At 37.0% G+C, this 25,229-nt stretch carries 31 protein-coding genes and 1 pseudogene; 26 read left to right on the top strand and 6 right to left on the bottom strand.

The features are described 5' to 3' along the window. Positions 1-23 precede the first annotated feature (23 nt). On the bottom strand, positions 24-923 hold the full coding sequence (locus tag EEI45_RS06180) for an RluA family pseudouridine synthase (protein ID WP_125164556.1): 900 nt from the start codon (positions 921-923) through the stop codon (positions 24-26). Between the two features lie 232 nt (positions 924-1,155). On the opposite strand from EEI45_RS06180, the gene EEI45_RS06175 reads away from it, so the two are divergent. The 10 genes from EEI45_RS06175 to EEI45_RS06135 all read left to right on the top strand — a co-directional run bounded on the left by EEI45_RS06175 (position 1,156) and on the right by EEI45_RS06135 (position 11,967). Next, positions 1,156-1,575, top strand: a complete 420-nt coding sequence (locus EEI45_RS06175) for a YbaN family protein (RefSeq protein ID WP_125164555.1) — start codon at positions 1,156-1,158, stop codon at positions 1,573-1,575. Further along, complete coding sequence (locus EEI45_RS06170) at positions 1,544-3,235, top strand: ABC transporter ATP-binding protein/permease (protein WP_125164554.1); 1,692 nt, start codon at positions 1,544-1,546, stop codon at positions 3,233-3,235. Before EEI45_RS06175 ends, EEI45_RS06170 begins: the two co-directional genes overlap by 32 nt. Before the next feature lie 2 nt (positions 3,236-3,237). Continuing rightward, positions 3,238-3,972 (top strand): ABC transporter transmembrane domain-containing protein, encoded by a 735-nt coding sequence (locus tag EEI45_RS09400; protein WP_228410262.1) that lies wholly within the window; start codon positions 3,238-3,240, stop codon positions 3,970-3,972. Beyond that, positions 3,900-4,877 (top strand): ABC transporter ATP-binding protein, encoded by a 978-nt coding sequence (locus tag EEI45_RS09395; protein WP_228410261.1) that lies wholly within the window; start codon positions 3,900-3,902, stop codon positions 4,875-4,877. Before EEI45_RS09400 ends, EEI45_RS09395 begins: the two co-directional genes overlap by 73 nt. Positions 4,878-4,895: 18 nt before the next feature. After that, entirely contained in the window at positions 4,896-5,315 is a 420-nt protein-coding gene (locus tag EEI45_RS06160) for a methylated-DNA--[protein]-cysteine S-methyltransferase (protein WP_228410260.1), read from the top strand. Positions 5,316-5,715: 400 nt separating this feature from the next. Further along, on the top strand, positions 5,716-6,936 hold the full coding sequence (gene arcA, locus EEI45_RS06155) for an arginine deiminase (RefSeq protein ID WP_125164553.1): 1,221 nt from the start codon (positions 5,716-5,718) through the stop codon (positions 6,934-6,936). Positions 6,937-6,967: 31 nt separating this feature from the next. Further along, complete coding sequence (gene argF / locus EEI45_RS06150; RefSeq protein ID WP_125164552.1) at positions 6,968-7,960, top strand: ornithine carbamoyltransferase; 993 nt, start codon at positions 6,968-6,970, stop codon at positions 7,958-7,960. A gap of 9 nt (positions 7,961-7,969) precedes the next feature. Then, the gene (gene arcC, locus EEI45_RS06145; RefSeq protein ID WP_125164551.1) at positions 7,970-8,905 is read left to right on the top strand and encodes a carbamate kinase; all 936 of its coding nucleotides are present in this window, start codon (positions 7,970-7,972) and stop codon (positions 8,903-8,905) included. A 35-nt stretch (positions 8,906-8,940) separates the two neighbouring features. Continuing rightward, entirely contained in the window at positions 8,941-10,341 is a 1,401-nt protein-coding gene (locus EEI45_RS06140; RefSeq protein WP_125164550.1) for a YfcC family protein, read from the top strand. Between the two features lie 333 nt (positions 10,342-10,674). Beyond that, on the top strand, positions 10,675-11,967 hold the full coding sequence (locus tag EEI45_RS06135) for an AraC family transcriptional regulator (protein ID WP_125164549.1): 1,293 nt from the start codon (positions 10,675-10,677) through the stop codon (positions 11,965-11,967). 53 nt (positions 11,968-12,020) lie between these two features. Here the strand turns inward: EEI45_RS06135 and EEI45_RS06130 are convergent, their stop codons facing one another. The 4 genes from EEI45_RS06130 to EEI45_RS08575 form a co-directional block, all read right to left on the bottom strand. Beyond that, positions 12,021-12,350, bottom strand: coding sequence for an integrase core domain-containing protein (locus EEI45_RS06130; protein WP_228410259.1), 330 nt, complete (start codon positions 12,348-12,350; stop codon positions 12,021-12,023). A 155-nt stretch (positions 12,351-12,505) separates the two neighbouring features. After that, positions 12,506-12,829 (bottom strand): hypothetical protein, encoded by a 324-nt coding sequence (locus EEI45_RS06125; protein ID WP_228410258.1) that lies wholly within the window; start codon positions 12,827-12,829, stop codon positions 12,506-12,508. A gap of 47 nt (positions 12,830-12,876) precedes the next feature. Next, positions 12,877-13,092 (bottom strand): ArsR family transcriptional regulator, encoded by a 216-nt coding sequence (locus EEI45_RS06120; protein ID WP_125164248.1) that lies wholly within the window; start codon positions 13,090-13,092, stop codon positions 12,877-12,879. Next, complete coding sequence (locus EEI45_RS08575; protein WP_164503754.1) at positions 13,092-13,241, bottom strand: hypothetical protein; 150 nt, start codon at positions 13,239-13,241, stop codon at positions 13,092-13,094. Before EEI45_RS08575 ends, EEI45_RS06120 begins: the two co-directional genes overlap by 1 nt. A 179-nt stretch (positions 13,242-13,420) precedes the next feature. Here EEI45_RS08575 and EEI45_RS09390 point away from each other — a divergent pair, with 179 nt between their 5' ends. The 12 genes and pseudogenes from EEI45_RS09390 (at position 13,421) to EEI45_RS08570 (ending at position 22,151) form a co-directional block, all read left to right on the top strand. After that, positions 13,421-13,618 (top strand): hypothetical protein, encoded by a 198-nt coding sequence (locus EEI45_RS09390; RefSeq protein ID WP_228410257.1) that lies wholly within the window; start codon positions 13,421-13,423, stop codon positions 13,616-13,618. Between the two features lie 210 nt (positions 13,619-13,828). Continuing rightward, positions 13,829-14,797, top strand: coding sequence for a nucleoid-associated protein (locus EEI45_RS06110; protein ID WP_125164548.1), 969 nt, complete (start codon positions 13,829-13,831; stop codon positions 14,795-14,797). Between the two features lie 143 nt (positions 14,798-14,940). Then, positions 14,941-15,795 (top strand): DegV family protein, encoded by an 855-nt coding sequence (locus tag EEI45_RS06105; protein WP_125164547.1) that lies wholly within the window; start codon positions 14,941-14,943, stop codon positions 15,793-15,795. A 120-nt stretch (positions 15,796-15,915) separates the two neighbouring features. Next, positions 15,916-16,815 carry a diacylglycerol/lipid kinase family protein gene (locus tag EEI45_RS06100; protein WP_125164546.1) on the top strand — a complete coding sequence of 300 codons (900 nt, stop codon included), beginning with the start codon at positions 15,916-15,918 and terminating at the stop codon, positions 16,813-16,815. Beyond that, positions 16,808-17,059: a penicillinase repressor gene (locus EEI45_RS06095; RefSeq protein WP_125164545.1), complete on the top strand. Its 252-nt coding sequence runs from the start codon at positions 16,808-16,810 to the stop codon at positions 17,057-17,059. Before EEI45_RS06100 ends, EEI45_RS06095 begins: the two co-directional genes overlap by 8 nt. A 36-nt stretch (positions 17,060-17,095) precedes the next feature. After that, positions 17,096-18,913 carry a GHKL domain-containing protein gene (locus EEI45_RS06090; protein WP_125164544.1) on the top strand — a complete coding sequence of 606 codons (1,818 nt, stop codon included), beginning with the start codon at positions 17,096-17,098 and terminating at the stop codon, positions 18,911-18,913. 94 nt (positions 18,914-19,007) lie between these two features. After that, positions 19,008-19,457, top strand: a complete 450-nt coding sequence (locus tag EEI45_RS09385; protein WP_267128109.1) for a response regulator — start codon at positions 19,008-19,010, stop codon at positions 19,455-19,457. Further along, positions 19,402-19,641 carry a LytTR family transcriptional regulator DNA-binding domain-containing protein gene (locus EEI45_RS09380; RefSeq protein ID WP_228410256.1) on the top strand — a complete coding sequence of 80 codons (240 nt, stop codon included), beginning with the start codon at positions 19,402-19,404 and terminating at the stop codon, positions 19,639-19,641. The genes EEI45_RS09385 and EEI45_RS09380 overlap by 56 nt, the downstream gene beginning before the upstream one ends. A 107-nt stretch (positions 19,642-19,748) precedes the next feature. After that, positions 19,749-20,444, top strand: coding sequence for an ABC transporter ATP-binding protein (locus EEI45_RS06080; RefSeq protein WP_125164543.1), 696 nt, complete (start codon positions 19,749-19,751; stop codon positions 20,442-20,444). A 1-nt stretch (position 20,445) separates the two neighbouring features. Next, on the top strand, positions 20,446-21,060 hold the full coding sequence (locus EEI45_RS09965) for a putative ABC exporter domain-containing protein (RefSeq protein WP_267128108.1): 615 nt from the start codon (positions 20,446-20,448) through the stop codon (positions 21,058-21,060). Then, positions 21,048-21,982: pseudogene (locus EEI45_RS09955) on the top strand (putative ABC exporter domain-containing protein). The gene EEI45_RS09965 and the pseudogene EEI45_RS09955 overlap by 13 nt, the downstream one beginning before the upstream one ends. A 10-nt stretch (positions 21,983-21,992) precedes the next feature. After that, the gene (locus EEI45_RS08570) at positions 21,993-22,151 is read left to right on the top strand and encodes a hypothetical protein (protein ID WP_164503758.1); all 159 of its coding nucleotides are present in this window, start codon (positions 21,993-21,995) and stop codon (positions 22,149-22,151) included. A gap of 48 nt (positions 22,152-22,199) precedes the next feature. On the opposite strand, the gene EEI45_RS06070 is transcribed toward EEI45_RS08570, so the two are convergent. Beyond that, positions 22,200-22,391, bottom strand: a complete 192-nt coding sequence (locus EEI45_RS06070; RefSeq protein WP_125164542.1) for a helix-turn-helix transcriptional regulator — start codon at positions 22,389-22,391, stop codon at positions 22,200-22,202. 183 nt (positions 22,392-22,574) lie between these two features. Between EEI45_RS06070 and EEI45_RS06065 the strand changes: the two genes are divergently transcribed. The 4 genes from EEI45_RS06065 to EEI45_RS06055 all read left to right on the top strand — a co-directional run bounded on the left by EEI45_RS06065 (position 22,575) and on the right by EEI45_RS06055 (position 25,145). Then, the gene (locus EEI45_RS06065) at positions 22,575-22,904 is read left to right on the top strand and encodes a hypothetical protein (protein WP_125164541.1); all 330 of its coding nucleotides are present in this window, start codon (positions 22,575-22,577) and stop codon (positions 22,902-22,904) included. 103 nt (positions 22,905-23,007) lie between these two features. Then, positions 23,008-23,238: a hypothetical protein gene (locus EEI45_RS09375; RefSeq protein WP_228410255.1), complete on the top strand. Its 231-nt coding sequence runs from the start codon at positions 23,008-23,010 to the stop codon at positions 23,236-23,238. After that, positions 23,205-24,473 (top strand): DUF1538 domain-containing protein, encoded by a 1,269-nt coding sequence (locus EEI45_RS06060; protein ID WP_228410254.1) that lies wholly within the window; start codon positions 23,205-23,207, stop codon positions 24,471-24,473. The genes EEI45_RS09375 and EEI45_RS06060 overlap by 34 nt, the downstream gene beginning before the upstream one ends. A 3-nt stretch (positions 24,474-24,476) precedes the next feature. Further along, a complete protein-coding gene (locus EEI45_RS06055) occupies positions 24,477-25,145 on the top strand; it encodes a P-II family nitrogen regulator (protein ID WP_125164540.1) in 669 nt (222 codons plus the stop codon). The last annotated feature ends 84 nt before the right edge of the window (positions 25,146-25,229 follow it).

Here is a 25,229-nt window from a genome sequence, read left to right as displayed (position 1 = left end):
TGTTTTTCTTTTGGGAAAAAGACTTACTTTGCATGTGTGATTGTTTTAATTTTCTCGATAAAATATTCAGGAAGTGGCACTTCAAATTGCATGAGTTTTAAACTTTTAGGGTGAATAAATTCAAGTTTTGAAGCACAAAGGTATTGGCCACTTTGATCTGCATCAAGCGGGTGCCCGTATTGGGGGTCACCATGAAGCGGAATCTTAGCGTGAAGCGCATGAACACGTATTTGATGTGTTCTTCCAGTTTCAAGTTTACAACGAATCAAACTTGAGTTTATATAAGTTTCAACTTTCTCGAAATGGGTTCGGGCTGGTTTGCTCCGTGCTTGATTCACAGTCATAATCTTGGTGTTTGATTTATCAGGGCCGATGGGCGCATCAACCAGAACATGGGCCTGTGGCAATACGCCGTGAACTAAGGCGTAATACGTTCGATTCATTGTTTTATCAAGCAACTGCTCAGCGAGAAATTGATGTGTTTTATCATCTTTGGCAACGACAAGAAGTCCAGATGTATTTCGGTCAATGCGATGAACAAGACCGGGGCGAATATAGTGATCTTTGTTGTGATTTAAATAATAGATCAATCCATGAAGTAACGTATCAGATTTAACACCATGACCCGGATGTACGACAAGCCCTCTGGGTTTATTCACGACAAGAAGGTATTCGTCTTCGTAAACGACATCAATGTTCATTTTAACAGGTTCTATATCCAATGTTTTTACTTGATAGGTTGAAGCGGTAATACAATCATTGAGTTTCGTTTTGTAATTTGCTTTCGTGGGCATATCGTTACATAAGATGGTTCCATCTTTGATCATACTCGCAATTTTACTTCGTGATAGGTCTAGGTGTTCATTTAAAAAATGGTCAATGCGTTGCCCAATTGTTTTCGACGTAATAATCCATGATTCCATATTCATACCTCTATTTTTTACTTGGAAATTATATCATGTGGTGAATCCAGATAAAAGCCTAAAAAGAGAAGAATAGCATCGTGCAAAACAATTGTTAATTTGAGGTGAAATTACACAAGTGCGTGCATTTCGGACACTATTTAGATTTCACTTCTTAAAAATATATGAATTCAAATGATTTCACATGATTAATGCGTTGTTTATCGTTTATAATTTCTTGACGAGGTGGATTATGAGACGAACAGTTATGATGATTTTAGCAATTCTATTTTTAGGATTAGCCCTGTTGGGTGTATTGCTCCCAGTGCTACCCACAACGCCCTTTTTGTTATGTGCATCCATATGTGGTGCAAAGAGTTCTGACCGATTTCATCACTGGTTAACGCATACGTCGGTATATCAAAATCATTTGGATGATTTTGTCACGAAACACACGATGAAGCGAAAAACTAAAAAGAAAATTTTATGCTTGGCTACGATCATGATGGCGTGTGCTTTTTATTTTTCAAAAAATTTTTATGCACGCATCATAATCGGTTTGCTTATTCTGTTTAAATATTATTATTTTATCTTTAAAATTGCAGATGAAGATGACGTAACGATGCTGGAGGATTCAAAGTATGATCAATATTCAACTCATAAAGACTGTTGAGGAAGCAAAAAAACCAATTTTGGAAACAGTTTTTTATAAATGGGTCGCACTCATTACAAATATCGTATTAACGTATGTTTTTGTTAAGGTTTTAGGCGACCATTATATAGGCATGTCATTCCATGTTCCATTTTATTTTTGGATTGCCCTTGTTTTAAAGGGGATTGCAATTTTTAAAAGCTCGCGTGCAATGCAAAAGACAAGTTCATGTGTAAAAATTAAAATGCGATCGTTAATTTTTGGGAAGCTCTTTGAGCTTGGATCAGATTATCAATCGGTTTTAACGAGCAGTGAAATTACGCAAGTTTCGACAGAAGGGGTTGAACAACTCGAAAATTATTTTGCCCTTTATACACCCCAATTTATTTATAGTCTTCTTGCACCTTTAACACTCTTTGTGTTTTTGCTTCAGTATTCTTTTCGTGTAGCGTTTGTTCTTTTTATTTGTGTTCCGTTGATTCCTTTATCAATCATTGTAATTCAGAAGCTTGCCAAAAAATTATTAAATAAGTATTGGTCGAAATACACACGTTTAGGCGATCATTTTCTTGAGAACCTTCAAGGTCTGACAACCTTAAAAGTCTTTGATGCAGATCGTTTGCGTCAAGAACAAATGGATGAGGATGCCGAATCTTTTCGGAAAGTGACCATGCGGGTTTTGATTATGCAATTGAATTCTATATCCGTGATGGATTTGGTCGCCTATGGGGGAGCCATGTTGGCACTTGTCATTTCAGTTTTTGCTTATAAATCAGGGACTCTCTCCCTAACAGGAATGTTACTCTTTATTTTACTTTCATCGGAGTTTTTTATTCCAATGCGCCAGCTGGGTTCCTACTTCCATATCGCAATGAATGGAATGGCTGCAAGCGAGAAAATATTTAAATTACTTGCAACGGAGGCAGATTGTAAAAAGATCTTATCGGACTCATTCAGTGATCAAGGGTATGTTGTCGAAGACGTATCGTTTTCATATACAGATTCGCCCGTTTTATCAAAAATAAACTTTTATGCAGAGTCCCATGAATTTATTGGTATTGTTGGTGAAAGTGGCTCGGGGAAGAGCACGTTGGTCGCCTTGCTTATGGGACGCATTCTTCCGCAATCCGGACACCTCTATTTTGGTGGTCAAGAGATTAACTGCAGTCAACTTTATAAACATGTAACATATGTAATTCATGACAGTATTATCTTTAAGGGGAGTGTCCGCGAAAATCTGATGATGGGCGGTTCTTATTCCGATGAGAGTCTTAAAGCATGTTTAAATCGTGTAAATCTTGAGTTATGTCTTGATCATGAAATTAAGGAACGCGGCTCTAATCTTTCTGGAGGACAAAAACAACGTTTGGCTCTTGCACGTGCTTTAGTTCACGATACCCCATTCTATATTTTTGATGAAGTAACGTCCAATATTGATGTTGAGAGTGAAATGATTATTCTTAATACCATTCAACAACTTCGTCATGACGGAAAAGGGATTACTATGATTTCTCTCCGTTTGGCAAACTGTTTTGAATGTGATCGCATTTACGTACTTGATCAAGGTGAGATTGTTCAATGTGGTGATCACCATACCCTTATGGAAACGCCTGGGGTTTATCAAGAACTTGTTAAAGCACAACAAGATCTTGAAAACTATATTTTCTTGGAGGCATGTTAACGATGAAAAAGCGAACTGGATTAGGTATTATGAAAAGTCTTGTAGGGTTTGTAAAGCCACTCTATCTTCCGATGTTGGGCGCAATTACCCTTGGCGTACTAGGGCATTTCGCGGCCATCGGAATTTCTTATTTATCAGCACGTATTGTAGTCGAAATTATTGAAAGCAATTCATTTACTTTTTTACTCATCATTCTTATTTGCTGTGGCTTATTAAGAGGGGTGTTTCGATATGGTGAACAAGCTTTAAATCACTTTATAGCTTTTAAACTGTTAGCCCATATCCGTCATCAAGTTTTTGAGAAATTAAGAGCCCTGGCCCCCGCAAAATTAGAGACAAAAGATCGCGGAAATTTAATTGCAATGATTACCAATGATGTAGAGTTATTAGAAGTGTTCTATGCCCATACGATTTCGCCCATTATTATTGCAGTGATAATTTCCGTTACAGTGGTTCTCACAATTGCTTTCCGAGCTGGAACCATAGCATTGATTTCTTTAAGTGCACTGCTTCTTGTAGGTGTTGTTATCCCAATTATGAGGAGTAAATTAGGAAATGAACTGGGACTTGAGATACGAAATGACTTAGGAGACTTAAACACACGGGTTTTGATTCAATTCGTGGTATTGAAGAACTGGAACAATATCAAAATTCACAACGAACCATGGATTTACTCAAACAACGAACATATGATCTTAATGAAAAGCAAAATTCACTCAATCGATATCAAAGTGTGATGCGCGTGGTAGTTGATTTCATCATCATGCTGTCAGGATTTGCGATTCTTTATTATGGAAGACATCTGGATTTCAAAATTCTATTACTGATATTTACGTTGCATATGAGTTCGTTTGGCCCAGTCATTGCATTGTCAAATTTGAGTGGTGATTTGTATCATACATTAGCGAGCGGACAACGAATTCTTGACTTATTGGATGAAAAGCCCCAGGTTGACGCGGTTTCAGTTGGTGAAAAAGAACCCTTTAACGAAGCATCCATGCGGGATGTAACCTTTAAATATGACCAAGAAGTGATTTTGGATGGGATTTCGATGAACATCGGTAAAAATAAAATTATTGCACTTACTGGTGAAAGCGGTGCGGGTAAATCCACCATTTTGAAACTGTTTATGCGTTTTTGGGATGTGAACGAGGGCAGTGTTCACATTAATGATCTTAATATTAAGGAAATTGAAACCCAACATCTAAGAAGTATTGAAAGTATGATGAGCCAAGATACGGATATCTTTAAAGATACAATTAAGAATAATATTGCTTTGGTTAGACCGAATGCAACCGAGGATGAAATTTATAAGGCAGCAAAACAAGCCTCAGTTCATGATTTTATCATGACCCTTCCTTCAGGGTATGATACGATGATGGAAGAACTTGGAAGTAACTTATCATCTGGAGAACGTCAACGTATTGGATTAGCACGCGTCTTTTTACATGGAGGCGATTTTATCCTTTTAGATGAACCCACAAGCAATTTAGATGGCCTTAATGAGGCTGTAATCTTAAAATCGATTGTAGCTTACAAACAAGACAAAACCATTCTCATTGTATCCCATCGAGCTTCAACTCTTAGAATTGCGGATGAGGTATGGAAACTTGAAAATGGAACATTAAGCCAGGTATCATAAACCGACGGAGGGATAACTATGATTGGTCGAATCTGTAATATTCAAGGACATGATTATCTTATTGTTGAACACCAAGACAACATCGTTTTTCTTAGTACTGCAGAGGATCTTGATTTTTTTAAACGAAAATTTAAAGTGGATCATTTAGAATTGGACATGCAGGCCTGTGAGGAAGTCGTAGAACAATTAAACGAATATCTATCAGGTGAGCGTACATGCTTTGATTTTCGCTACCAGTTGATTGGCACATCCTTCCAGTGTCAAGTGTGGGAAGGGCTTCAATCCATACCTTATGGATCCACGATCAGTTACGAGGCTCTGTCAGACATGTTGTTTACAACACGGAAGACGCGTGCTGTTGCTCGAGCGGTCTCTCAAAATCCACTACTTCTTTGTGTACCTTGTCATCGGCGGGTTATTGGGAAAATGGGGCACTAACAGGATTTCGAGGCGGACTCACTTTAAAACAGACCCTTCTAAAACTTGAAAAGGACATCGATTAAGAAATAATCGGAAATTTACGCCTTTGAATGTGTTCTTTGCATGATTATAAAAAAGGCGAGAAGATTTCATTTATGATAAAAACCCACTTTTAAGTGGGTTTTTATATGTTTAAATGGAACTAATCAAAAAAATCACATGAAATTCCGCAAATGCTAAGAATACAATTTGAAATGGGTTAATTGTCCTACACGCAATCAAAAAAGCGCTTACAATGTAAATGTAAACATAGAAGGTCGCACAACCCATGGGAATTAGACACTCTATGTTCGGTTGATGAAAGTGTTCCTGATCAGTTCACTTTCAAAACCTAGAAAAAAAGAAAAGAGGAAACGTAATGAGCGCAATTAGAGTTACAAGCGAAATTGGAACGCTTAAAAAAGTTTTATTACATAGACCTGGTAGGGAGCTTTTAAACCTTACTCCCGATACACTAGAACGTCTTCTATTCGATGACATTCCTTACCTTAAAGATGCACAAGATGAGCATGACAAGTTTGCTCAAGCACTTCGTGATAACGATATTGAAGTTGTTTACCTTGAAGATTTAATGGCAGAAGTAATTAAAGATTCAAATCTACGTAAACAATTCTTAGATCAATTCATTGAAGAAGGCGGCATCAAAACCAAACGTGAACACGACATGGTTTACAATTTCTTAGATTCAATTAAAGATGAAAAAGAACTTGTATTAAAAACAATGGAAGGTGTTCGCACACATGAACTTGATCATTCAGGTAAAAAGTCATTAGTTGAAATGGCTGGAGAGGTTCAAGATTTAATCTTAGATCCACTTCCAAACCTTTACTTTACACGTGACCCATTTGCATCAATTGGTGATGGTGTAAGCTTGAATCGTATGTATTCTGTAACACGTAATCGTGAAACAATCTATGCAGACTACATCTTCAAATATCATCCAGAATACAAAGGAAATGTTCCTTACTATTATGATCGTACAGCAGATTTCCACATTGAGGGTGGCGATATCCTAAACATCAACGCTAAAACATTAGCGATTGGGATTTCACAACGTACACAAGCTCAAGCAATTGAAGACATCGCACATAATATCTTCAATGTTGAGGGCACAGAAATTGAAACAATTCTTGCAATTGATATTCCAAGCAGTCGTGCATTTATGCACTTGGATACAGTGTTTACACAAGTTGACTATGACAAATTTACAATTCACCCAGGTATCCTTGGACCACTTCAAGTATTTGAGATTACTAAAGGTACAAATGGTGATGTGAATATTGTTAAGATTGATACCGATCTGGAATCCATCTTATCAAAACATGTTGGACGTCCTGTAACATTAATTAAATGTGGTGGGGAAGACATGATGGCTTCAGAACGTGAACAATGGAATGATGGTTCCAATACATTAACAATCGCACCAGGTGTTGTTGTTGTGTATGACCGTAACGAAATTAGTAACGAGTTATTAAAATCACATGGACTCAAATTAATCGAGTTGCGTGGTGCCGAACTTGTTCGTGGTCGTGGAGGCCCTCGTTGCATGAGTATGCCATTAGTTCGTGAAGATATTTAATAAAAAATAATATAAAGGAGATTAAGATCACATGGGAGTAAATTTAAGCGGAAGAAGCTTCTTAAAGCTTTTGGATTTCACATCAGAAGAAATTAGATATTTAGTAGACTTATCAAAAGAGTTTAAAAATTTAAAACTTACAGGAACACCACACCGTTACCTCGAAGGAAAAAACATCGTATTACTTTTTGAAAAAACGTCAACACGTACACGTTGTTCATTTGAAGTAGCAGGTATGGACTTGGGTATGGGTGTTACATACTTAGATCCAGGTAGTTCCCAAATGGGTAAAAAAGAAAGCATTCCTGATACAGCACGCGTACTTGGTCGCATGTATGATGGAATCGAATATCGTGGTTATGCACAAGAAATTGTTCAAGCATTAGCAGATGATGCAGGCGTTCCAGTATGGAATGGTTTAACTACAGAATTCCACCCAACGCAAATGATCGCAGACTTACTTACAATTGAAGAAAACTTCGGTTATCTCAAAGGTCTAAACTTTGTATTTATGGGGGATGCTCAAAATAACGTTGCAAACTCACTTATGGTAGCATGTGCAAAAATGGGTCTTAACTTTACAGCTTGTGGACCAAAAGCACAAATGCCACACGCAGAATTAGTTAAAGAATGCCGTGCAATCGCAAAAGAAAACGGATGTACTGTAACATTAACTGAAGATGTTAAAAAAGCAACAACAGGTGCTCATGTCATTTACACTGATATTTGGGTATCAATGGGTGAACCTGATAGTGTTTGGGAAGAACGTATTAAACTCTTAAGTCCATATCAAGTAAATAGTGATGTTATGGCAAATGCAGTTGATGATGCAATCTTCTTACACTGCTTACCTTCATTCCACGATCTTAAGACTACAATTGGACAAGAAATCCATGAAAAATATGGTTTAAAAGAAATGGAAGTAACAAACGAAGTATTTGAATCAAAACAATCAAAAGTCTTCAATGAAGCAGAAAACAGAATGCATACGATCAAAGCTGTGATGTATGCAACACTTAAGTAGGCGATTTCTATGGGAAAACGTATTGTAATCGCTCTTGGTGGTAATGCACTCGGTAATAATGCTGAAGAGCAAATCGAGCTCGTTAAACAAACAGCACAAACAATCGTTGATATGGCTGAAGAAGGCTATGAAGTGATCGTGGGTCACGGTAATGGTCCTCAAGTAGGTATGATTAATTTGGCAATGGAGTTCGCTGCAAATAATGGCGGTGGAACTTCAGCCATGCCTTTTCCAGAATGTGGGGCGATGAGTCAAGGCTACATTGGATATCATCTACAACAAGCTATTCAAAACGAATTGCGTAAACGTAAAATAGATAAACACTGTGCAAGTGTTGTGACTCAAATGATTGTGGACGAAAACGACCCAGCATTTGAAAAACCAACGAAACCTGTAGGACTCTTCTATACTGAAGAAGAATCTGTGAAACTTGCAGCAGAAAAGGGATACAGTTTTATGGAGGATGCAGGACGTGGGTATCGTCGTGTCGTCGCTTCACCATTACCAAAAGAAATCGTTGAAATTGATCTTATTAAGCAATTAACAGGTCAAGGCGATATTGTCATTACAGTCGGTGGTGGCGGTATTCCTGTTATAGAAACAGCTGAAGGTTATAAAGGGGTTGCAGCTGTTATTGATAAAGATCGTTCTTGCTCAAAGCTTGCTCTTGACCTAAATGCCGATATGCTTATTATTTTAACGGCAGTGGATCGTGTTTGCATTCACTACAACACACCACAACAAGAAGAACTTGCAACGATGAATGTTGCAGAAGCAAAACAATACATCAAGGAAGGCCATTTTGCTCCTGGAAGTATGTTGCCTAAGATTGAAGCGTGTTTGGATTTTGTTGAACATGCATCAGAGGGGCAAGCTCTTGTTACATCACTTGTGAGAGCAAAAGATGCACTTGCAGGCGTTACCGGAACGATCATCGAAAAATAGTCAATCTATATAGATGACATACGGAGGAGAAAAATATGGCAAAAGAAAAGAAATCTAGAAAAATGCTTTCATCGTTTTCAATTCTTTTCATCATTCTGTTTGTTTTAGCTCTTGTAACAGTCTTAATTCCTGATGTAACAAGTGCTACATTATCAACAGTCATGATGGCTCCAGTTAAAGGTTTTGCAGATGCGATTGATGTCTGTGTGTTTGTTATGATTCTAGGGGGATTTTTGGGACTTGTAACAAAAACTGGTGCATTGGATGCGGGGATTGCTGCTTTAGTTAAAAAACTTAAAGGTAATGAACTTGTAATTATTCCAGTATTAATGACACTCTTCTCAATCTGTGGCTCTACCTACGGAATGCTTGAAGAAACTGTGCCATTCTATGCACTGCTTACTGCAACCATGGTTGCAGCAGGGTTTGACGCTGTTGTTGGTTCCGCAGTTGTCTTGCTTGGTGCGGGTGCTGGGGTACTTGGATCGACAATTAACCCATTTGCAGTTGGTGCAGCTCTGGATGCCATTCCTAAAGACATTCCAGTAAATAATGGACTTGTTATGTTAATTGGTCTTGTATTATGGATTTCCGCACTCTTAACCTCAATTTACTTTGTAATGAGTTATGCGAAAAAAGTTAAACAAGATAAAGGATCTACCATCCTTTCACTTCAAGAACAACAAGAAATTGATAAACATTATGGACATGCAGAAGGTGCAACCGCTGTTGAATTAACCGGTACACACAAAACAGTTCTTATTTTGTTTGGTATTACATTCTTAGTAATGATTCTTTCCTTTATTCCATGGGGATCCTTTGGAATTACATTCTTTGATAGCTGGACTGCTTGGTTAACAGGAATTCCATTTGGAGAATGGTATTTCCAAGAAGCAACAACATGGTTCCTGCTCATGGGTATCATTATTGGTATTGTTGGTAAACTTAACGAGAAAGAAATCGTCGATACATTCATGGATGGCGCTGCCGATATGATGAGTGTTGTTCTCGTTATTGCATTAGCACGTGGTGCTTCAGTTCTTATGACTGAAACAGGACTAGATGTTTACATCTTAACCAATGCTGCAAACGCACTAAAAGGGGTGCCTGGAATCATCTTTGCACCGCTTGCATACTTACTCTATCTCGTACTAACCTTCCTTATTCCTTCCTCATCAGGACTTGCAACTGTGTCGATGCCAATTATGGCTCCACTTGCATCTGAATTAGGCTTTAGTCCTGAAGTTATGGTAATGATCTTTGTAGCGGGTAGTGGTCTTGTCAACCTCTTTACTCCAACATGTGGAGCTATCATGGGTGGTCTTGCAATCGCCAAAGTTGAATACTCTACATGGATTAAATTCTCGAAGAAAATTATCCTAATAATTGCGATCGTAAGTGTTATTATTCTAACCGGAGCGATGCTTATAATTTAAACTATAATAAAAAAATGAATCAAGGAATGGATGTTGCCTTCCATTCCTTTTTCTTTTAGCAAGATATTAACAATCTTCCAGAACATGACAATGCTTATTTACGATTATCGATATGTATCTTGGTGAGATTGATTTCGATATATTGGTGTTTCAAGGGGTTTTAAGTTTATTTAACGTGTAAGATGCCAATCCTTGCACGTTTTATTTTCGTCGTAAAACATGATTAAGATTAAATAATTTATGCTGTAAGAGGGCAATCTAGGTACTGTAAAAAAGTGTTTTTTTAGTGTACAATAAGAGTGTAATCAAGAAGTGTGAAAGGGGGTATATTTCATGGACTTTGTAACTGAAATACAAGGTAAAAACTGCTCTCGATATGATAAGCGAAAGCTATGCAGTTTTGACATGGAATTTATTGACTTACCAACCTATCCGATCATTCATCAGGCGTCACGCTTTCTCTTTATCAAAAAAGGTGAGGGAACGATTTTGATTGACGGTATAAGTTATCCTATTAGAGAAAATTCTCTTATCGCAATTCTTCCTTGGGAAATTACAGAAATTGAGAGCGTGGCCAGGCCCCTCCAATTTGTGCGCATAATCTATAATATCGATTACATTTCTCAAGCGATGAAGTGTGGAGCGAATCCAAGTAATGATATGATTGCTGTGACAGGACCCTTAGAAAAAAATCACGTGATTCAATGTACTGCCAAAGAGGCAGACGTTATTTTAAAGGTTTTAGATGAAATTCGTGATGAAGTCGGCGTTGAATCAAACCTCGACATTCCTGAAGAACAAAGTTTATCGAAACTTTACGTCACTAATAAATTGATCGAACTTGTCATTCATTTCCAACGATTTGCGAATAAGAAGGAATGTAAGATGAAGTCAAATCAAGAAATTGAACTTGATCATCGTTATAAAATTTTCAAATATTTATACTCGCATTTGAGTGAAAAATTAACACTTTCGAAACTATCAGGCTTTTTCTATATGAGTGAGTCTGCCATCAGCAAGTACATTTATGATGTAACAGGGTTGTCTTTTACTGCGTTACTTAATGAGATGCGTATTGTGAAATCCTTAGACTTGCTTATTTATACAGGGATGTCACTGAGTGAGATTGCGGAATTGACGGGATTTGCAGATGCATCACATTTATCAAAAGTATATAATGAACGTATTGGAACCACACCGAATGAATATCGTAAGATTTATCGAAATATTCATCAAGTGATTAATGATAAGGAATTAAGTCTTTCTTATCAAGTTTTAAATTACATGTATAACAACTACAAAGAAAACTTAAAAATTCAAGAAGTAGCGGATAAGTTCAACATACCACTTGTTGAGTTAAATTTGATTCTGCTTTTCCAAGTTGAAATGAACTTTGAAGACTTCTTGAATTATCTTAGGATCAATAAGTCGTGTGAGCTCCTCTTATCAACCGATTTGGCGATTGTCGACATCGGCATCGCTGTAGGTTATAACAACAGTAAAACGTTTCATCGAAACTTTGTAAAACAAAAAAACATGACACCAGGCATCTTCCGTAAGTCGGTAACCATGCCAAGTGGTAATGTAGAAGATCCGGTAGAATTAATTCGTGCAACCATTTCCTAAAAAGACGATCCAAGAATTGGAGTTGTCAAACAAAAGTAGACATTAATAAAAGACTAGAAACCCTTATCCATTTTATATTGGATAGGGGTTTTGTAATTTAAACAGTAAGCAGGTCTTTCAAAATTGAAATAATGTACATATTCTTCGATAAAATTTTCAAAGTTATCTACGGACCAGTATTGATAATCACACGCCATTTCTGCTTTAATCCATCCATTTAATGATTCGATAATTGGATTATCTGTAGGTGTTCCAGCTCGCGACATAGATCTAATTATGTTATAATTTTCATGCGCTTTAGCGAAAGCTTTAGAGTGGTAGACAGCTCCTTGATCTGTGTGAAGAATCGTGGGAGCTGTTTTTTTATTATCCTTAAGTAGCAAGGAGATCCTCGAGACACTTGTAGTAAGGCTTAGGATCACCAGTTGTACGCGATAATGCAGAACTGATAATTTCATTGTTAAAGGTATCAACCATTAAAGTCCATTCATAATTAATCCCTTGTTTCGAATATGTGTCATATCTGAAACAATAATTTCTAAAGGTTTGGTTGCCTCCATTGATTCTTTATAATATTAGGATAAATTCGACTTTGTGTTCCAGGTTTTTTATAGGAATAGTGTTTCACTTTTGATTTAATATTTAAAAACTTGCAACACTTGTGGATTAAATTATCGGAAAATTCAATCCCTAAATCACTTTGCTTTCTCATGACTGCAGCGATATCATGATAACCATAACTTGGAAAACGGCGATGCCAGTCTTTAATCACAAAGCTAAGAATCGCTCTTTTTTGTTCATAAATATTGAGATCATTCTTATGCTTTAACCACTTGTAATAACCAGATCGGTTCAAATTCATAAATCTAAGAATGAACGTAATCGGATGTTTAAAAGATAAGTCATGTGCTATTTAGAATTCTTGTCTTTTAAAGTAACGAACTCCTTGTTTACACCAACTCCTTTCACCTGGTACCCTTTTTTTAATCGTGCAATCTCAATATCTCGTTTTAGAATTTCGAGTTGAAGTCGTTCGATCTCAGTTAATGATTTACTCGTATGAAGCGCAGAAAAATGATTTCCTGTCTTTTTCTTGTTTTTTAAACCCTCTTTACCATCACGCATTAATCGATCAATCCACCCATTAATCGTTCCTTTAGGACTTGTGATAGTTTCGCAGCACTTATATGTTCATCAATATGACGTGTAACGACTTTAATACGATCCTCATAAGTCCATTTATTATTTAATCCACCTTTGGGTCTTCCCATCATTAATACCTCCGTTTTATCTTTGATTTTATTATTACACAAAAAAAGTAGACAAGTCTTTTTTACTTGTCTACTTTTAGTTTACTACTCCACCAAGAATCGTCTTTTTTTCTTTTCTGCAAATATCATTGAACAATGTGAACTTATTGTGATAAATTATAAGGGAAGAAATGAGGCATTGGATGTTTAAACCAACAATAATAGCAGTATCGTTATCCGTGTCAATTCTAGCTTTTGGTTCAATTCCCGCTAAAGAAGATGAAAAGCGTCCTCAAATTCGGGTGAATTCAATTGAACGTCCTGCAATCAATGTAGATGGGTCCCATCAAGATAAATATGTTGAATTGCTGGAAGTTCTGAGCATAAGGCACCCATTTTGAGTGAGGAATTTATCCAAGCGCGCGTTGAACCTTGGACGTACATTGTTCTATATACAAGTGTTCTTGTGGTTGTGGCTATTGGATCAATTTGTTATATTAAGCAAAAACAAGAACGTATCTAAGTTAGGGATGACACATTATTTACTTAAAACAGCATGATTTTCATGTTGTTTTTTGTTATATTAGTTAGGTATCATCGTGGAGGTAATTATGAATATTGATAAAGGTGTAATACATTCATTAGATCGAGATTTACAATCAATGATTCTATCAGAAAAACCCTTAAATTTTAATACATCAAAAGATGTGGAGCCTTTTATTGCGAAACTCGCGAAAGCATTTCAAACAAGCCCAACAGCTTCAAAAGCAAAACTAAACCCAGGAAGTCCTTTTTTAAGTCTTATTGGTACGCCAATTAATTTTATGGAAGAAACTCAAAAACTTGCACAACGTTGGTTTGACCATCATATTGCAGCGATGACGGTTGAGAGTACAAATCTCTTGTTTGCTATGGTTGATATGGGTGATTTTGTTTCACTTGCAATGTTTGAAGTGTTAAGCAAAAACGGTTATATCAAAATTACGCAAAATGAGCACGGATTAGAAAATGCTTTAGTGCATAATCAAGCGATTCTTCCGGAAACGTTTGCGAGTGTCAAAAATGCATTTATGGTTAACCTCACAACTGGGGAAACTTTGGTTAAATTTCAAGATATTCGTTATCGAGAACTTCTGGAATCACTTTTAGATTGTGAGATTATTGCGAATTCTAAGACGAGTTTTCAAGTTGTGGATACACTTGTAAGTACCATCTCAGAAGTTCGAGACGATTCTCATTTTGAAAATATCGTTAAAGCGAAGCAAGTGATTACCGATAATGTTGATTTTTTTGATGAAATAGAGCCTAAACAAATTTTAAAAGAAGTATTTGACACCTTTTCAGAGGAAGAGGAACGTTTAATCGATGAGACGTTTGAGCACGAACATGTTCACGATATGATCAATTTAAAAATGGTTAATCGTACACAGGCAGCAAAGAAACATCGTATTGTTACGGAGTCGGGGATTGAGATTATTTTACCCCTCGATATTTTAGATATCAGTGACATTGTTAATATCTCTACAGATATTAACGGGAAGGTGTCGATTGAGCTTAAAGATATTGGGAAAATTCTGTAGAACAATTTATCCTCTATAGCCTATTTTTAAAAGGTATTTGACGAGGGAATTGAGTGAAATTTCAGATAATTTCGTTTTCTCTTAAATATACTTTGACACGGTGCATGCACTTCGATATACTCTATCTATAACGGAGGGGCATTATGAAAAAAATAGCCATAATATGTGATTCATCAGTATCATTTACGCAAGCTGAAATTGAAGCATTTGACGTATATATTGCACCATTGACCATTATCCATAATAACACTGTATACATTGATCAAGTTACTATCACGGAACAAGAAGTAAATGATTTATTACGAAATCATGAAGTCGTAAAAACGTCTCAACCCAACCTTGGGACGATTTATGAACTGTTTGAAAACGTAATGGGCAAAGATTATGATCATATTTTTGCTTTAAGCATTGGAACGGCTTTATCCGGAACCTATAGTTCGATGGAAATGGTGAAACAAGATTTAAAGATTACAAATATGACTGTTATCAATACGTATTCCATCACGGGTCCGGTTCAACAAGCGGTGCGTGCGATTCGTAAGATGAATGAAGAAAATTACACGGTTGAACAAATTGAAGTTTACCTGGATCATTTCTTCTCAAACCAAGTGTCCTACATCTATCCTCAGTCGCTTGATCAAGTGATTGCAAGCGGTCGGGTTTCCAAAACGGCTGCGAAAGTTGCGAGTTTACTCAAAATTAAGCCGGTTTTGTATTTGGAAAATAAAGGTCAATCCATTGAAAAACTGGGTGTTGCCCGCTCGGAACGTAGAATTTTTTCCTTATTGGTCAATGATTTGATTCACCATGAAGTGAAACCGGATACGCATGATATCTATCTGCTCCACAGTGAAGGGTTAGATACTTTAAAACGGTTCCAAGATTTCCTCACAGAATCACTAGGTCCGTTCACAGTTAGAATTGTGAATCTACCCGCCGCAGTCGCAACCCATGCAGGTATTGGTACTTTAGCGCTTCAATGGTGCTATAAAATATAACAAACAATCTAAAAACCATTCGCGAAAACGCCAATGTTTTTTTTTATCCTAAGGATTGTAGTTTGAATATGCGAAGCGATGACATCCTGTGGTATAATATTTACAAATCGAGGTGATGGTATGTATTTGTTTATTTATAATCCAAAAGCGGGTGTCTCGCAACGTAATGAACTGAATGAGTTCATCCACTGTCTAAATCAAAGTAAAATTCGGTTTGATTTATTTCTGACGGATCTTAATTATGGTCCAGTAGAGATTATGGATGAAGTGGAACACACGTATGAAGGTTATATTATTGCGGGTGGTGATGGAACGGTTAGTCAGATGGTTCAGGGATTATATAATCACAAGATCCAAAAACCTCTCATTATTCTACCTATTGGAACGGCAAATGAGATTTCCAAGAATTTAGGGAATGTTGCACATATTACAGATATACTCAGTAATCTTGAAAATTTAACGGAACGTCCAGTTGATTTGGGTGTGTTAAATGAAACGGATTGTTTTACGTTTGCCCTCACATTTGGGAATTTTACGGAGGTTACTTATAAAACACCTCAAAACCTTAAAAATTGGCTAGGTTACCGTGCATATTTGATTTATGGTTTTCTCACGTTTCGTCGCATTCATGCATATGGTTTAAAGGTTCGAATTGATGATACCTTGTTTTCGGGGAGTTTTGTTTTTGGTGGGATTACAAATTCCAAGTCGGTTGGCGGCATTTTCCACTATGATGAAAATGATATTGAACTTTCAGATGGTTTGTTTGAGGTAATGTTAATTCGTAAACCCAAAAATGTTTCGCAAATTCGACAAATACTTAAAGGCATGATGAGTCGTGAATACGATAATGAAATGTTCATTATTCGTCAGTGTTGTGAAGTTGAAATTGAATCGGATACCATGATGTCGATGAATATCGATGGTGAGTTCGCGGGTGATATGTCATCGTTTAAGGCAACCAACCATAAGGAAATCTTAACGTTAATGGATTATAAAGGGGTGAAATCTGATGATTAGTCAATTAGAACAATTTCGCTTGGATAAGCTTGCGGAAGCCATTGAAATTCAATCAGTTTTAAGTCCTAAACAAGCAAAGGTTTTGGCTTTAGAATTGTATCAAGAAATCGATTGGGATGATGTGCATGTCCGTTCCAAGAGTTTTCAACGCCTTTTAACACCGTTACTTCATGAACGAAATGTTATGCGCTCACAGCATGAGCGTACGTGTTCAATCAAGCGTGGTTTTAAATTTAAGCGCTAATCGCATATTCATTCAGATCACTTACCAGGAGGAATCATGACATATTTTTTAATGATTACAGTCATTGCGATTTTAATATCGTTTTTTTATGGAATTTCTTGGTTTTTTTTGAATCGTGAAATGATTGCACTACATCATCGTAAACAAACATTTTTCAAATTCATAACATTATTTATTCTAATCCAAGTTCTTAATAATTACATTTTAGAATTTACACCGGGGTTGGTAGCCAATCTCTTGAATCGTAATCTCATGTATTTAGTTGAAGGTCCTGTTTTTGCCATTCAAGCCCTTGTTTTATCTGTAATTCTAGCTCGAGATGCCCATATCACATACCTCCATGCTTTGTCTTCCAGTTTATTCAGTTACTTTATTACGGGGAGTCTTTTTACGGTTGTGACTACGATGTTGTATCAAATTCTATCACCTTATCCTCAATTCATTTCGTGGACAATCTTGGGGGGATACATTCTCACTGCCTGTGTTGCATATTTAGTTTCAATACTTTTTCGAATTTCAAATTTTAGTGATTATTTTTCAAAACTGTTTACCTCACGGCGAAAGTCGCTTTTGGTGACATTTATCTTTTGGTGCATTAAAGATATTTTCCGGATCATTTATGTCTACGGTAGCAAGAGTTACAGTAATACGTCCTTTATTCTTGGAGTGATCGTGGTGTTTGAAGTCATCTTGATTATTTTGGTGATTTCAGTATTAGAACATCAACGATTGATTCTCCATACACAGCGGGTTCACTACCTCCAACAAGTTCAACAGGCACAATCTTTGGAACGATTAACTCAGGAAGTACGTATGTTGAGACATGATTTTAAAAATTTGTTTTCAAGTATTTATCTGGCTTTTGATGAAGGGGATGAATCGGTACAACGCATTCTTGATCAAACAGAACGTTACATGGACCATATTGATCATCCTGAACCCATTCAAATTACTCAGACGCCAAACGATACTGGTTTTGTTGAGGTAATTTTGAATACGTTGTATGAACTTCGTTATGGGTTTGGAATTTCAATGATTTTGGTGCTTGGTGGGATTGTCTTGCTTGAAGTGAATGGCAAAAACTTAGAAATTTATCAGTATCTTGAAAGTAATCGTGTTCATCTCATCTTAATCCTGTCTTGTCTTGCGATTGGAAGTGTGGTCTTTCTCTCGTTTGAATCTGTATCCAAGCGTATTGATGCGACCAATGCTTATATTGCGGAGCAAAATTACTATCTTCATTCACTTTTTAAGCTTCAAGAAGGGGTCCGACAGAGTCAAAAAATCTATCGTGATACCTTTAATCAACTTGCCCATCAAATTGAAGCCAGTGGGCTTAATGGAGGCCGTGAGTATTTAAGAACCAATACATTAGCCCTCGATCATCAGCTTGAGAAGGAAGTTAAACAAACGGCACAACTTGCCAACATCGAAATCATGGAAATAAAAAGTTTGCTTTTGGGTAAGTTTATTGAAATGCAAGCGAAGGGGATTGACTATGTGTTTGAATGCATGAATCCCATTAAAACCATTTCAATGCATTCCAACGATTTTATTCGTGCGCTTGGCATTCTCATCGATAATGCAATTGAGGCTGTAGAAGGGTATCCGACTGGATATATTAACGTGCTCCTCTACCAAGAAGATACTTACCTTAAAGTCATCATTGAAAATACGATTCATGAACCCATTGCAATTGATAAAATCTTTAATTCTGACTACAGTTCGAAAGGCAGCGGACGCGGTCTGGGGCTACAAAGTTACCGTAGTATTTTAAATAAATATCGAAAGGCAGTGGGACATACATCCTGCACACATCAAAAATTTAAACAAGAACTAAGAGTGGAGGCTTAACATGATACCTGTATATATCGTAGAAGATGAGACAAGGATTCGAAATCATATCAAAGATGTTATTTAGAAACATATTGTTATTGAGAATTATGACATGAAAGTACTTTGCGCAGCTGACAATCCCGAAACCATTTTGGAAATAGGTGCAGCTGAGAATGTACGCGGTCTCTATTTTCTTGATGTCGATTTAGGACCGGATGCAATGAATGGGTTCGAGCTCGCAAAAGTGATTCGAGAGCGTGATCCGCGTGGGTATCTCGTTTTTATCACAACACATGATGAATTGTTATTAGAAACCTTTAAGATGCGTTTGGAAGCTATGGATTATATTCTTAAAGATGATATGAGTCAAGTGGATATTCGCATTCGCCATTGTATCGAGGAAACCATTAACCGTGTCATTAAAGAGCAAATGGAAATAGGGGAGTATTATACGATCAAAATTTTTGATGATCTTTATCATATTCCAGTAAGTGAGACCCTCTATTTTGAAACATCACAAGAAAACACCGCATTATTATTCATGCGGATCGCGATTTATTGATTTTGTTGGGAATTTATCAAAAATTGATCTTGATTTGGGGAAGACGTTTGTACGTGTACATCGATCCTATGTTGTGAATGAAAAACGCATAAAACGGGTTGATCGCGGTAATTCTGAAATTGAATTGGACAACGGAGAAATCATTCCGATGTCACGAAAAGGACGGAAAACACTTGAAGGCTAAGGCCTTCTTTTTTGTCGTTTAGCCAAGAAATAGGGTCATTTAGGTCGTTTAAAACGTAAATTCAATTGTACATGATACCATTTAATTACCATTAAAGGAGATTGAGTATGATTCATGTAAAGAATATGACAAAGAAATACGGCACCAAAGTAGCGGCCAATAATGTTTCATTAATTGCGAATCCAGGGGAGATTACCGTATTACTTGGGGAAAATGGAGCCGGAAAATCCACAACAATTAAGTCCATCATTGGATTATTAGACTATGATGGCGAAATTTCAATTTGCGGTTATGATAATCGCAGTGTCGAAGCTAAAAAGCGTTTTGGGTACATTCCTGAAGTTCCTGTTTTGTATGATTTGCTTACAGTTCAAGAACACATTGATTTTATCGGTCATGCTTATGAAGTCAAAGATTATGAACATAATGCGACGGAATATTTGAATTTATTTAGACTTGATGATAAGCGCGATACCACTGCGAAAGAATTATCAAAGGGGATGCGTCAAAAACTTTCAATGATTCTTGCTTTAATTACAGAACCTAAAGCAATTCTCGTTGATGAGCCTATGATGGGACTCGATCCGCAAAGTATTGAGGATACCCTTAAACTCCTTACAAGTCTTAAAAATAAAGGGACAAGTGTCCTTCTAAGCACACATGTTATCGATATTGTAAGTGATGTATGGGACCGTGCTTATATTATGAAAAAAGGTCATGTTATTTGTGAAGTATTGCGTAAAGATATTCAAGATAGAAGTCTAAAAGAAATTTACTTTGAAGTCGGCAAGGATGGTCAATAATATGGTCATCTTGCTTAAATTATCTATACTCAAACGCTTTGCGAAAATAAGAAATATATTTAAGAAACCAACCTCGGCGCTGGTTACTTTAGGGGCAATTGTACTTTATGGTTCGATGCTGATTCCCATGTTTCGACATGAAGGGAAAATGATCATGCCGCCAGAGTTGATGCAAGCCTATATAATGATTGTCTTAGGCATTAGTGCATTTTTTATGTTGTCGATGGTTTTATCCAAACATCAAAGTCTCTTCTTTTTAGAAGACTCCTATTTCATGTTTATTGGACCTTTTAATCGAAAGCAAATTTTAAGTCTACTACCCTTTGAAAATGTCTGGGGAAGTATGCTCTTATCGATATTGGCATCATTTCTCTGTGCATTTCAGTTTAGTCTTCATTTTGTAATGCCGTTGAAACTTGTCCTCATTACTTTTTTCATGACGACACTGTTAATTAGTGCCTTTTCACTCATCATGGAATGGTTTTACTTAAAAGGAATTATCAATAAAACAAAGAGCAAAGGACCACGAATTCTTTTTGCAGGGTTCATTCTGAGTGCTTTGGTTATCTTTGGTTTGCAGTTTTACAAAACGGTTTTGATTTCATGGGATCTCTAATGGCATTTGTAACCCAAGATGCATTCTTTTGGATTCCTTTATTCGGATGGGCAAAACTCGGACTTGTTGGATTTGTATCATCAAATCTAGGGCAATTAACCCTGGGATTTGGCCTTATGATTCTATTCCACATTCTGGCCGTCTATGTTTTTGCGAACACAAAGGGTGATTTTTTTGAACAGGCGATGCTCGATGCCGAGGATTTTCAGAATTTTATGCCCGTGCAAAAGCAGGCAAACAAGAAATCGATACCGATAAAATAAAACATGTTGAGATTAAGTATGGTGCTGGTGCACGCGCAATCCATGACAAAAACGTCTTGTTATTAAAAAAACAACGACGGATGATTGGGCTGAAGGATGTTTTGCTCTATCTCATATATAGTGTCATGGGATTTGTGATGAAACTCCCGCTTCAAGGGTATGTTATGTTTATTATTATTGCACTCTTCAATCAGGCAAATGTAGATACGTTAAAGGATGATTTGAGTCAATACCATTTATATCTGATTCCGGATGCGCCGTTGCGTAAGCTTTTTAATACCGTTAAACTTCCATTCCTTAAATCGTTAGCCATCACGTTCTGCTTTACGCTGGTATCCGGTGTGCTTACACAGGCAGGTGTTGTGGATATTGTGGTTGCGTGTGTTTTTGTATCGAGTTATGTTGCCTTGATCAATGTTTCGTCAATTCTTACAATTCGTATTATGAAATCACGAAACAATCAAATTGTCGATATGTTGATTCGTATGATTCTTTGTTTGTTGCCTATTGGAGTCGTATTGACGATGTCAGGGCTTCTAGGCATTGATATTGAAGCCAATATCCTATCTCTAGGAATAACAGCCAGTCTAGTTGCTTATGCACTTGCAGGGGCTGGATTTGTGTGGGTGGCACCCATACTTAAAGGAACCGAATTTTAAGGAGGGTTTTATGAAACATGAAAAAAATACACTTGCAACGTGGATTCCGATTGGAGTCGGTGTCGGCTTGGTTGTCGGACTTATCCTTGATAAATTAGTATTGGGCTTGGGTCTTGGATGCAGCGTTGGAGTTTGTGTTGGAAGCTACTTGGATTCGATCGACGATTAATCATTAAAAAACAGGCATAAGCCTGTAAACTAATTTGTGATTTGGGGACTACTCATCAATAAAAACATCTTGTAAGTCAGTCTTAAGTGCTTTCGCAATATTGAAAGCAAGTTGTAATGATGGCACATACTTGTTGTGCTCAACGGCTAAAATCGTTTGCCGGGTAACCCCGGTTTGATCTGCGAGTTCTTGTTGTGTCAATTTTAATGCTTTACGCTTTTCTTTAATTTTATTTTTCATTTCATCGTACCTTTCCGATATGATGAGTTAATCTTAGTATCCCCTTAACCTATGATTAGTTTGTTATAGTATAGCAAAAAGTTCTTTAAATGTGATTAAAAGCTTAAAAAAACATTGTATTTACTACTAATTGTTTTAAATAATGAGCAGATAAGATATGATAAGAGAAAGAAGGTGATTATTATGGAACAAGTACTTGTAGGTTTAATTATTATTCTTGTTGTGCTGATTATCGGTTTAAGCATTGCTCGAATTCAAGAACGAACAACAGAATACGATGTATTTGAAGCGGAACGAAAATCAAGACCCTATACGGAAGCAGAAGTTCATCACCATAAACTAGAATTTGGGAGTAAAACAACACCCAATACGTCTACACGTGTCAGTGAGTATTCTGAAACGGAAATTCGGAATCTCGTACAATCTGGCAAAAAGATTCTAGCCATCAAAATGTTGATTGAGAAAACAGGAATGTCGCTTTCAGAGGCGAAACGTCATATTGATAAGTACTAAAGAAATCTAACTTCGGTTAGATTTTTTTATGTGATGTTCCACATAAATAGATTATGAACGTTGATTCATGTTATATTAAAAACAGTGAGTTAGGAGGGGTTTTTTGAATATCTTATTGAATAAATTTAAAGAAGTATCTTTTTCTGTGTTACCCATTACAGTTTTAGTGCTTTTAATGCATCTGCTGATTGTGCCTTTAGAAACGGAAGTTTTGGTACGTTTTAATGGGTGCGTTGTTTGTGATTGTTGGTCTGGGGATTTTCTTGGAGCAGAACTTGAATTGTTCCAATTGGAACGCTCATGGGAAAATCCATTGCAAGAACGAATAAAGTAAGCATTGTTGCACTTTTAGGGGTTATCCTTGGGTTCTTAATTACCTTTGCAGAGCCTGATCTGCAAATTCTTGCGAATGAAGTGAATATGGCTTCGGGTGGAACGTTATCCGCAACATTAATTGTAAGTGTTGTGTCGATGGGTGTTGGTCTTATGGTTGCCATCGGTCTTTTAAGGATTTTATTTAATAAACCTCTCAATAAACTTTTTGCGGTAACGTATTTTGGGATTATGGTTTTAGGGATCTTTGTTTCGGAAGAGTTTCTTGCAATCTCCGTTGATGCCTCAGGAGCTACAACGGGTGCGATGACCACACCGTTTATTCTTGCTTTAGGTTATGGTTTTTCTCAGTTAAAAGGTGGGAAACATGCGGAAGAGGACAGCTTTGGTATGGTTGGCTTAGCGTCTGAGGGTCCCATTTTTATGGTTATGATCTTAAGTTTGATCAGAGGTTTGGGTGGGATTGAAGGTGAAAGTGCCGTGATTCTTGAATCACAGGGGATTCTCTTGCCTTTTATTCAGATATTGCCTACAATGTTCAAAGAGTCATTGCTTTCACTTTTACCACTTACCATCCTCTTTATCGTGTTTGACGTCTTGAAATTTAAACTTACTCGAATTCGTCGAGACAAAATTTTTAAAGGGCTTTTCTATACATTCTTCGGTCTTTCAATCTTTATGACGGGCGTACAAGCGGGTTTTATGGATGCAGGTCGAATTTTAGGACATGATGTGGCGTTGGTACCAAATCGGGCCCTTTTATTAGTCGTAGGATTTCTAATGTGGATGGTTGTTGTTTTGGCAGAGCCAGCGGTCTATATTCTAACAGAACAAGTTGAGGAAGTTACTTCGGGTCATATTAAGAAAAAGTCAATTTTAGTTACACTCTCAATTGGTATTGCCTTTGCGGTTATGTTGTCGATGCTTCGCATTACTTCAGAGCACCTTAAACTTTGGCATATGCTCTTACCTGGTTTTATGCTCGCATCGATGCTGTCGTTTAAGGTACCCAACATTTTTGTAGGGATTGCTTATGATTCCGGGGGCGTTGCTTCTGGACCCATGACTGCAACCTTTGTCTTAGCGTTTGCACAAGGTGCGGCAACTGCAATTCCAACAGCAAATGTTATGACCGATGGATTTGGTGTCATCGCGATGATTGCAATGATGCCAATTATCGCAATTCAAATTTTAGGTGTCTTATATGGACTAAAAACAAAAAAAAGAGGGGGGTAGTTTATGCCTTTCCAAATTTCAAATCTTATCATGGTTTGCTCAATTGTGGAAAGTGAACGCGGTTCGCATATTCTATCAATTTCGCGCGAAGTCGGTGCTACCGGTGGAACTGTGTTTCAAGGACGTGGATGTGTCAGAGACCGTCTGCTCAATCTTCTTGGGATTGAAGAACGTCGTAAAGAGGTATGTCTTACAATTATGCCGGAATTGCTTGAGAAAGATTTCTATGATCACATTCAAAAGCACACAAATTTTAAAAAAACCGATTCAGGCGTAATTTTTTCAGTCCCGCTTAAAAGTGTTCTTGGGATTCAAAAATTACCAAGTCATATTAAAACGTTAAAGGAAGGTGAGCGAAACGTGGGTATCGATGCTATTTTTATTATTGTCGATGATGGATTTGCCCAAGATGTAATGCATGTTGCAAAAGAACATGGTGCAACAGGGGGAACCATTATTCATGCACGAGGGTCTGGAACTCATGAGCATGAAAAATTGTTTAATATGGATATTGAGCCTGAGAAAGAAGTAATCCTCATCCTATCGCAAATGGATATGACGGATGCCATCGTTCATGCGCTCAATACATCGTTTGAAATTGATAAACCAGGACATGGCGTAATCTTTGTTGTCGAGACATCGCGCACACTTGGACTTTTAAATCAAGAATAAAAAACAGGTTTCATAAACCTGTTTTTTTTGTGGAATCAAGTTCGTCTTGAGTTCGTGTTATTTTTGTGAAAGTCTGATGATAAC

This window comes from Erysipelothrix piscisicarius (genome assembly GCF_003931795.1).
Lineage (GTDB): Bacteria > Bacillota_I > Bacilli_A > Erysipelotrichales > Erysipelotrichaceae > Erysipelothrix > Erysipelothrix piscisicarius.
This window is presented reverse-complemented; position numbering and strand designations above follow the sequence as displayed.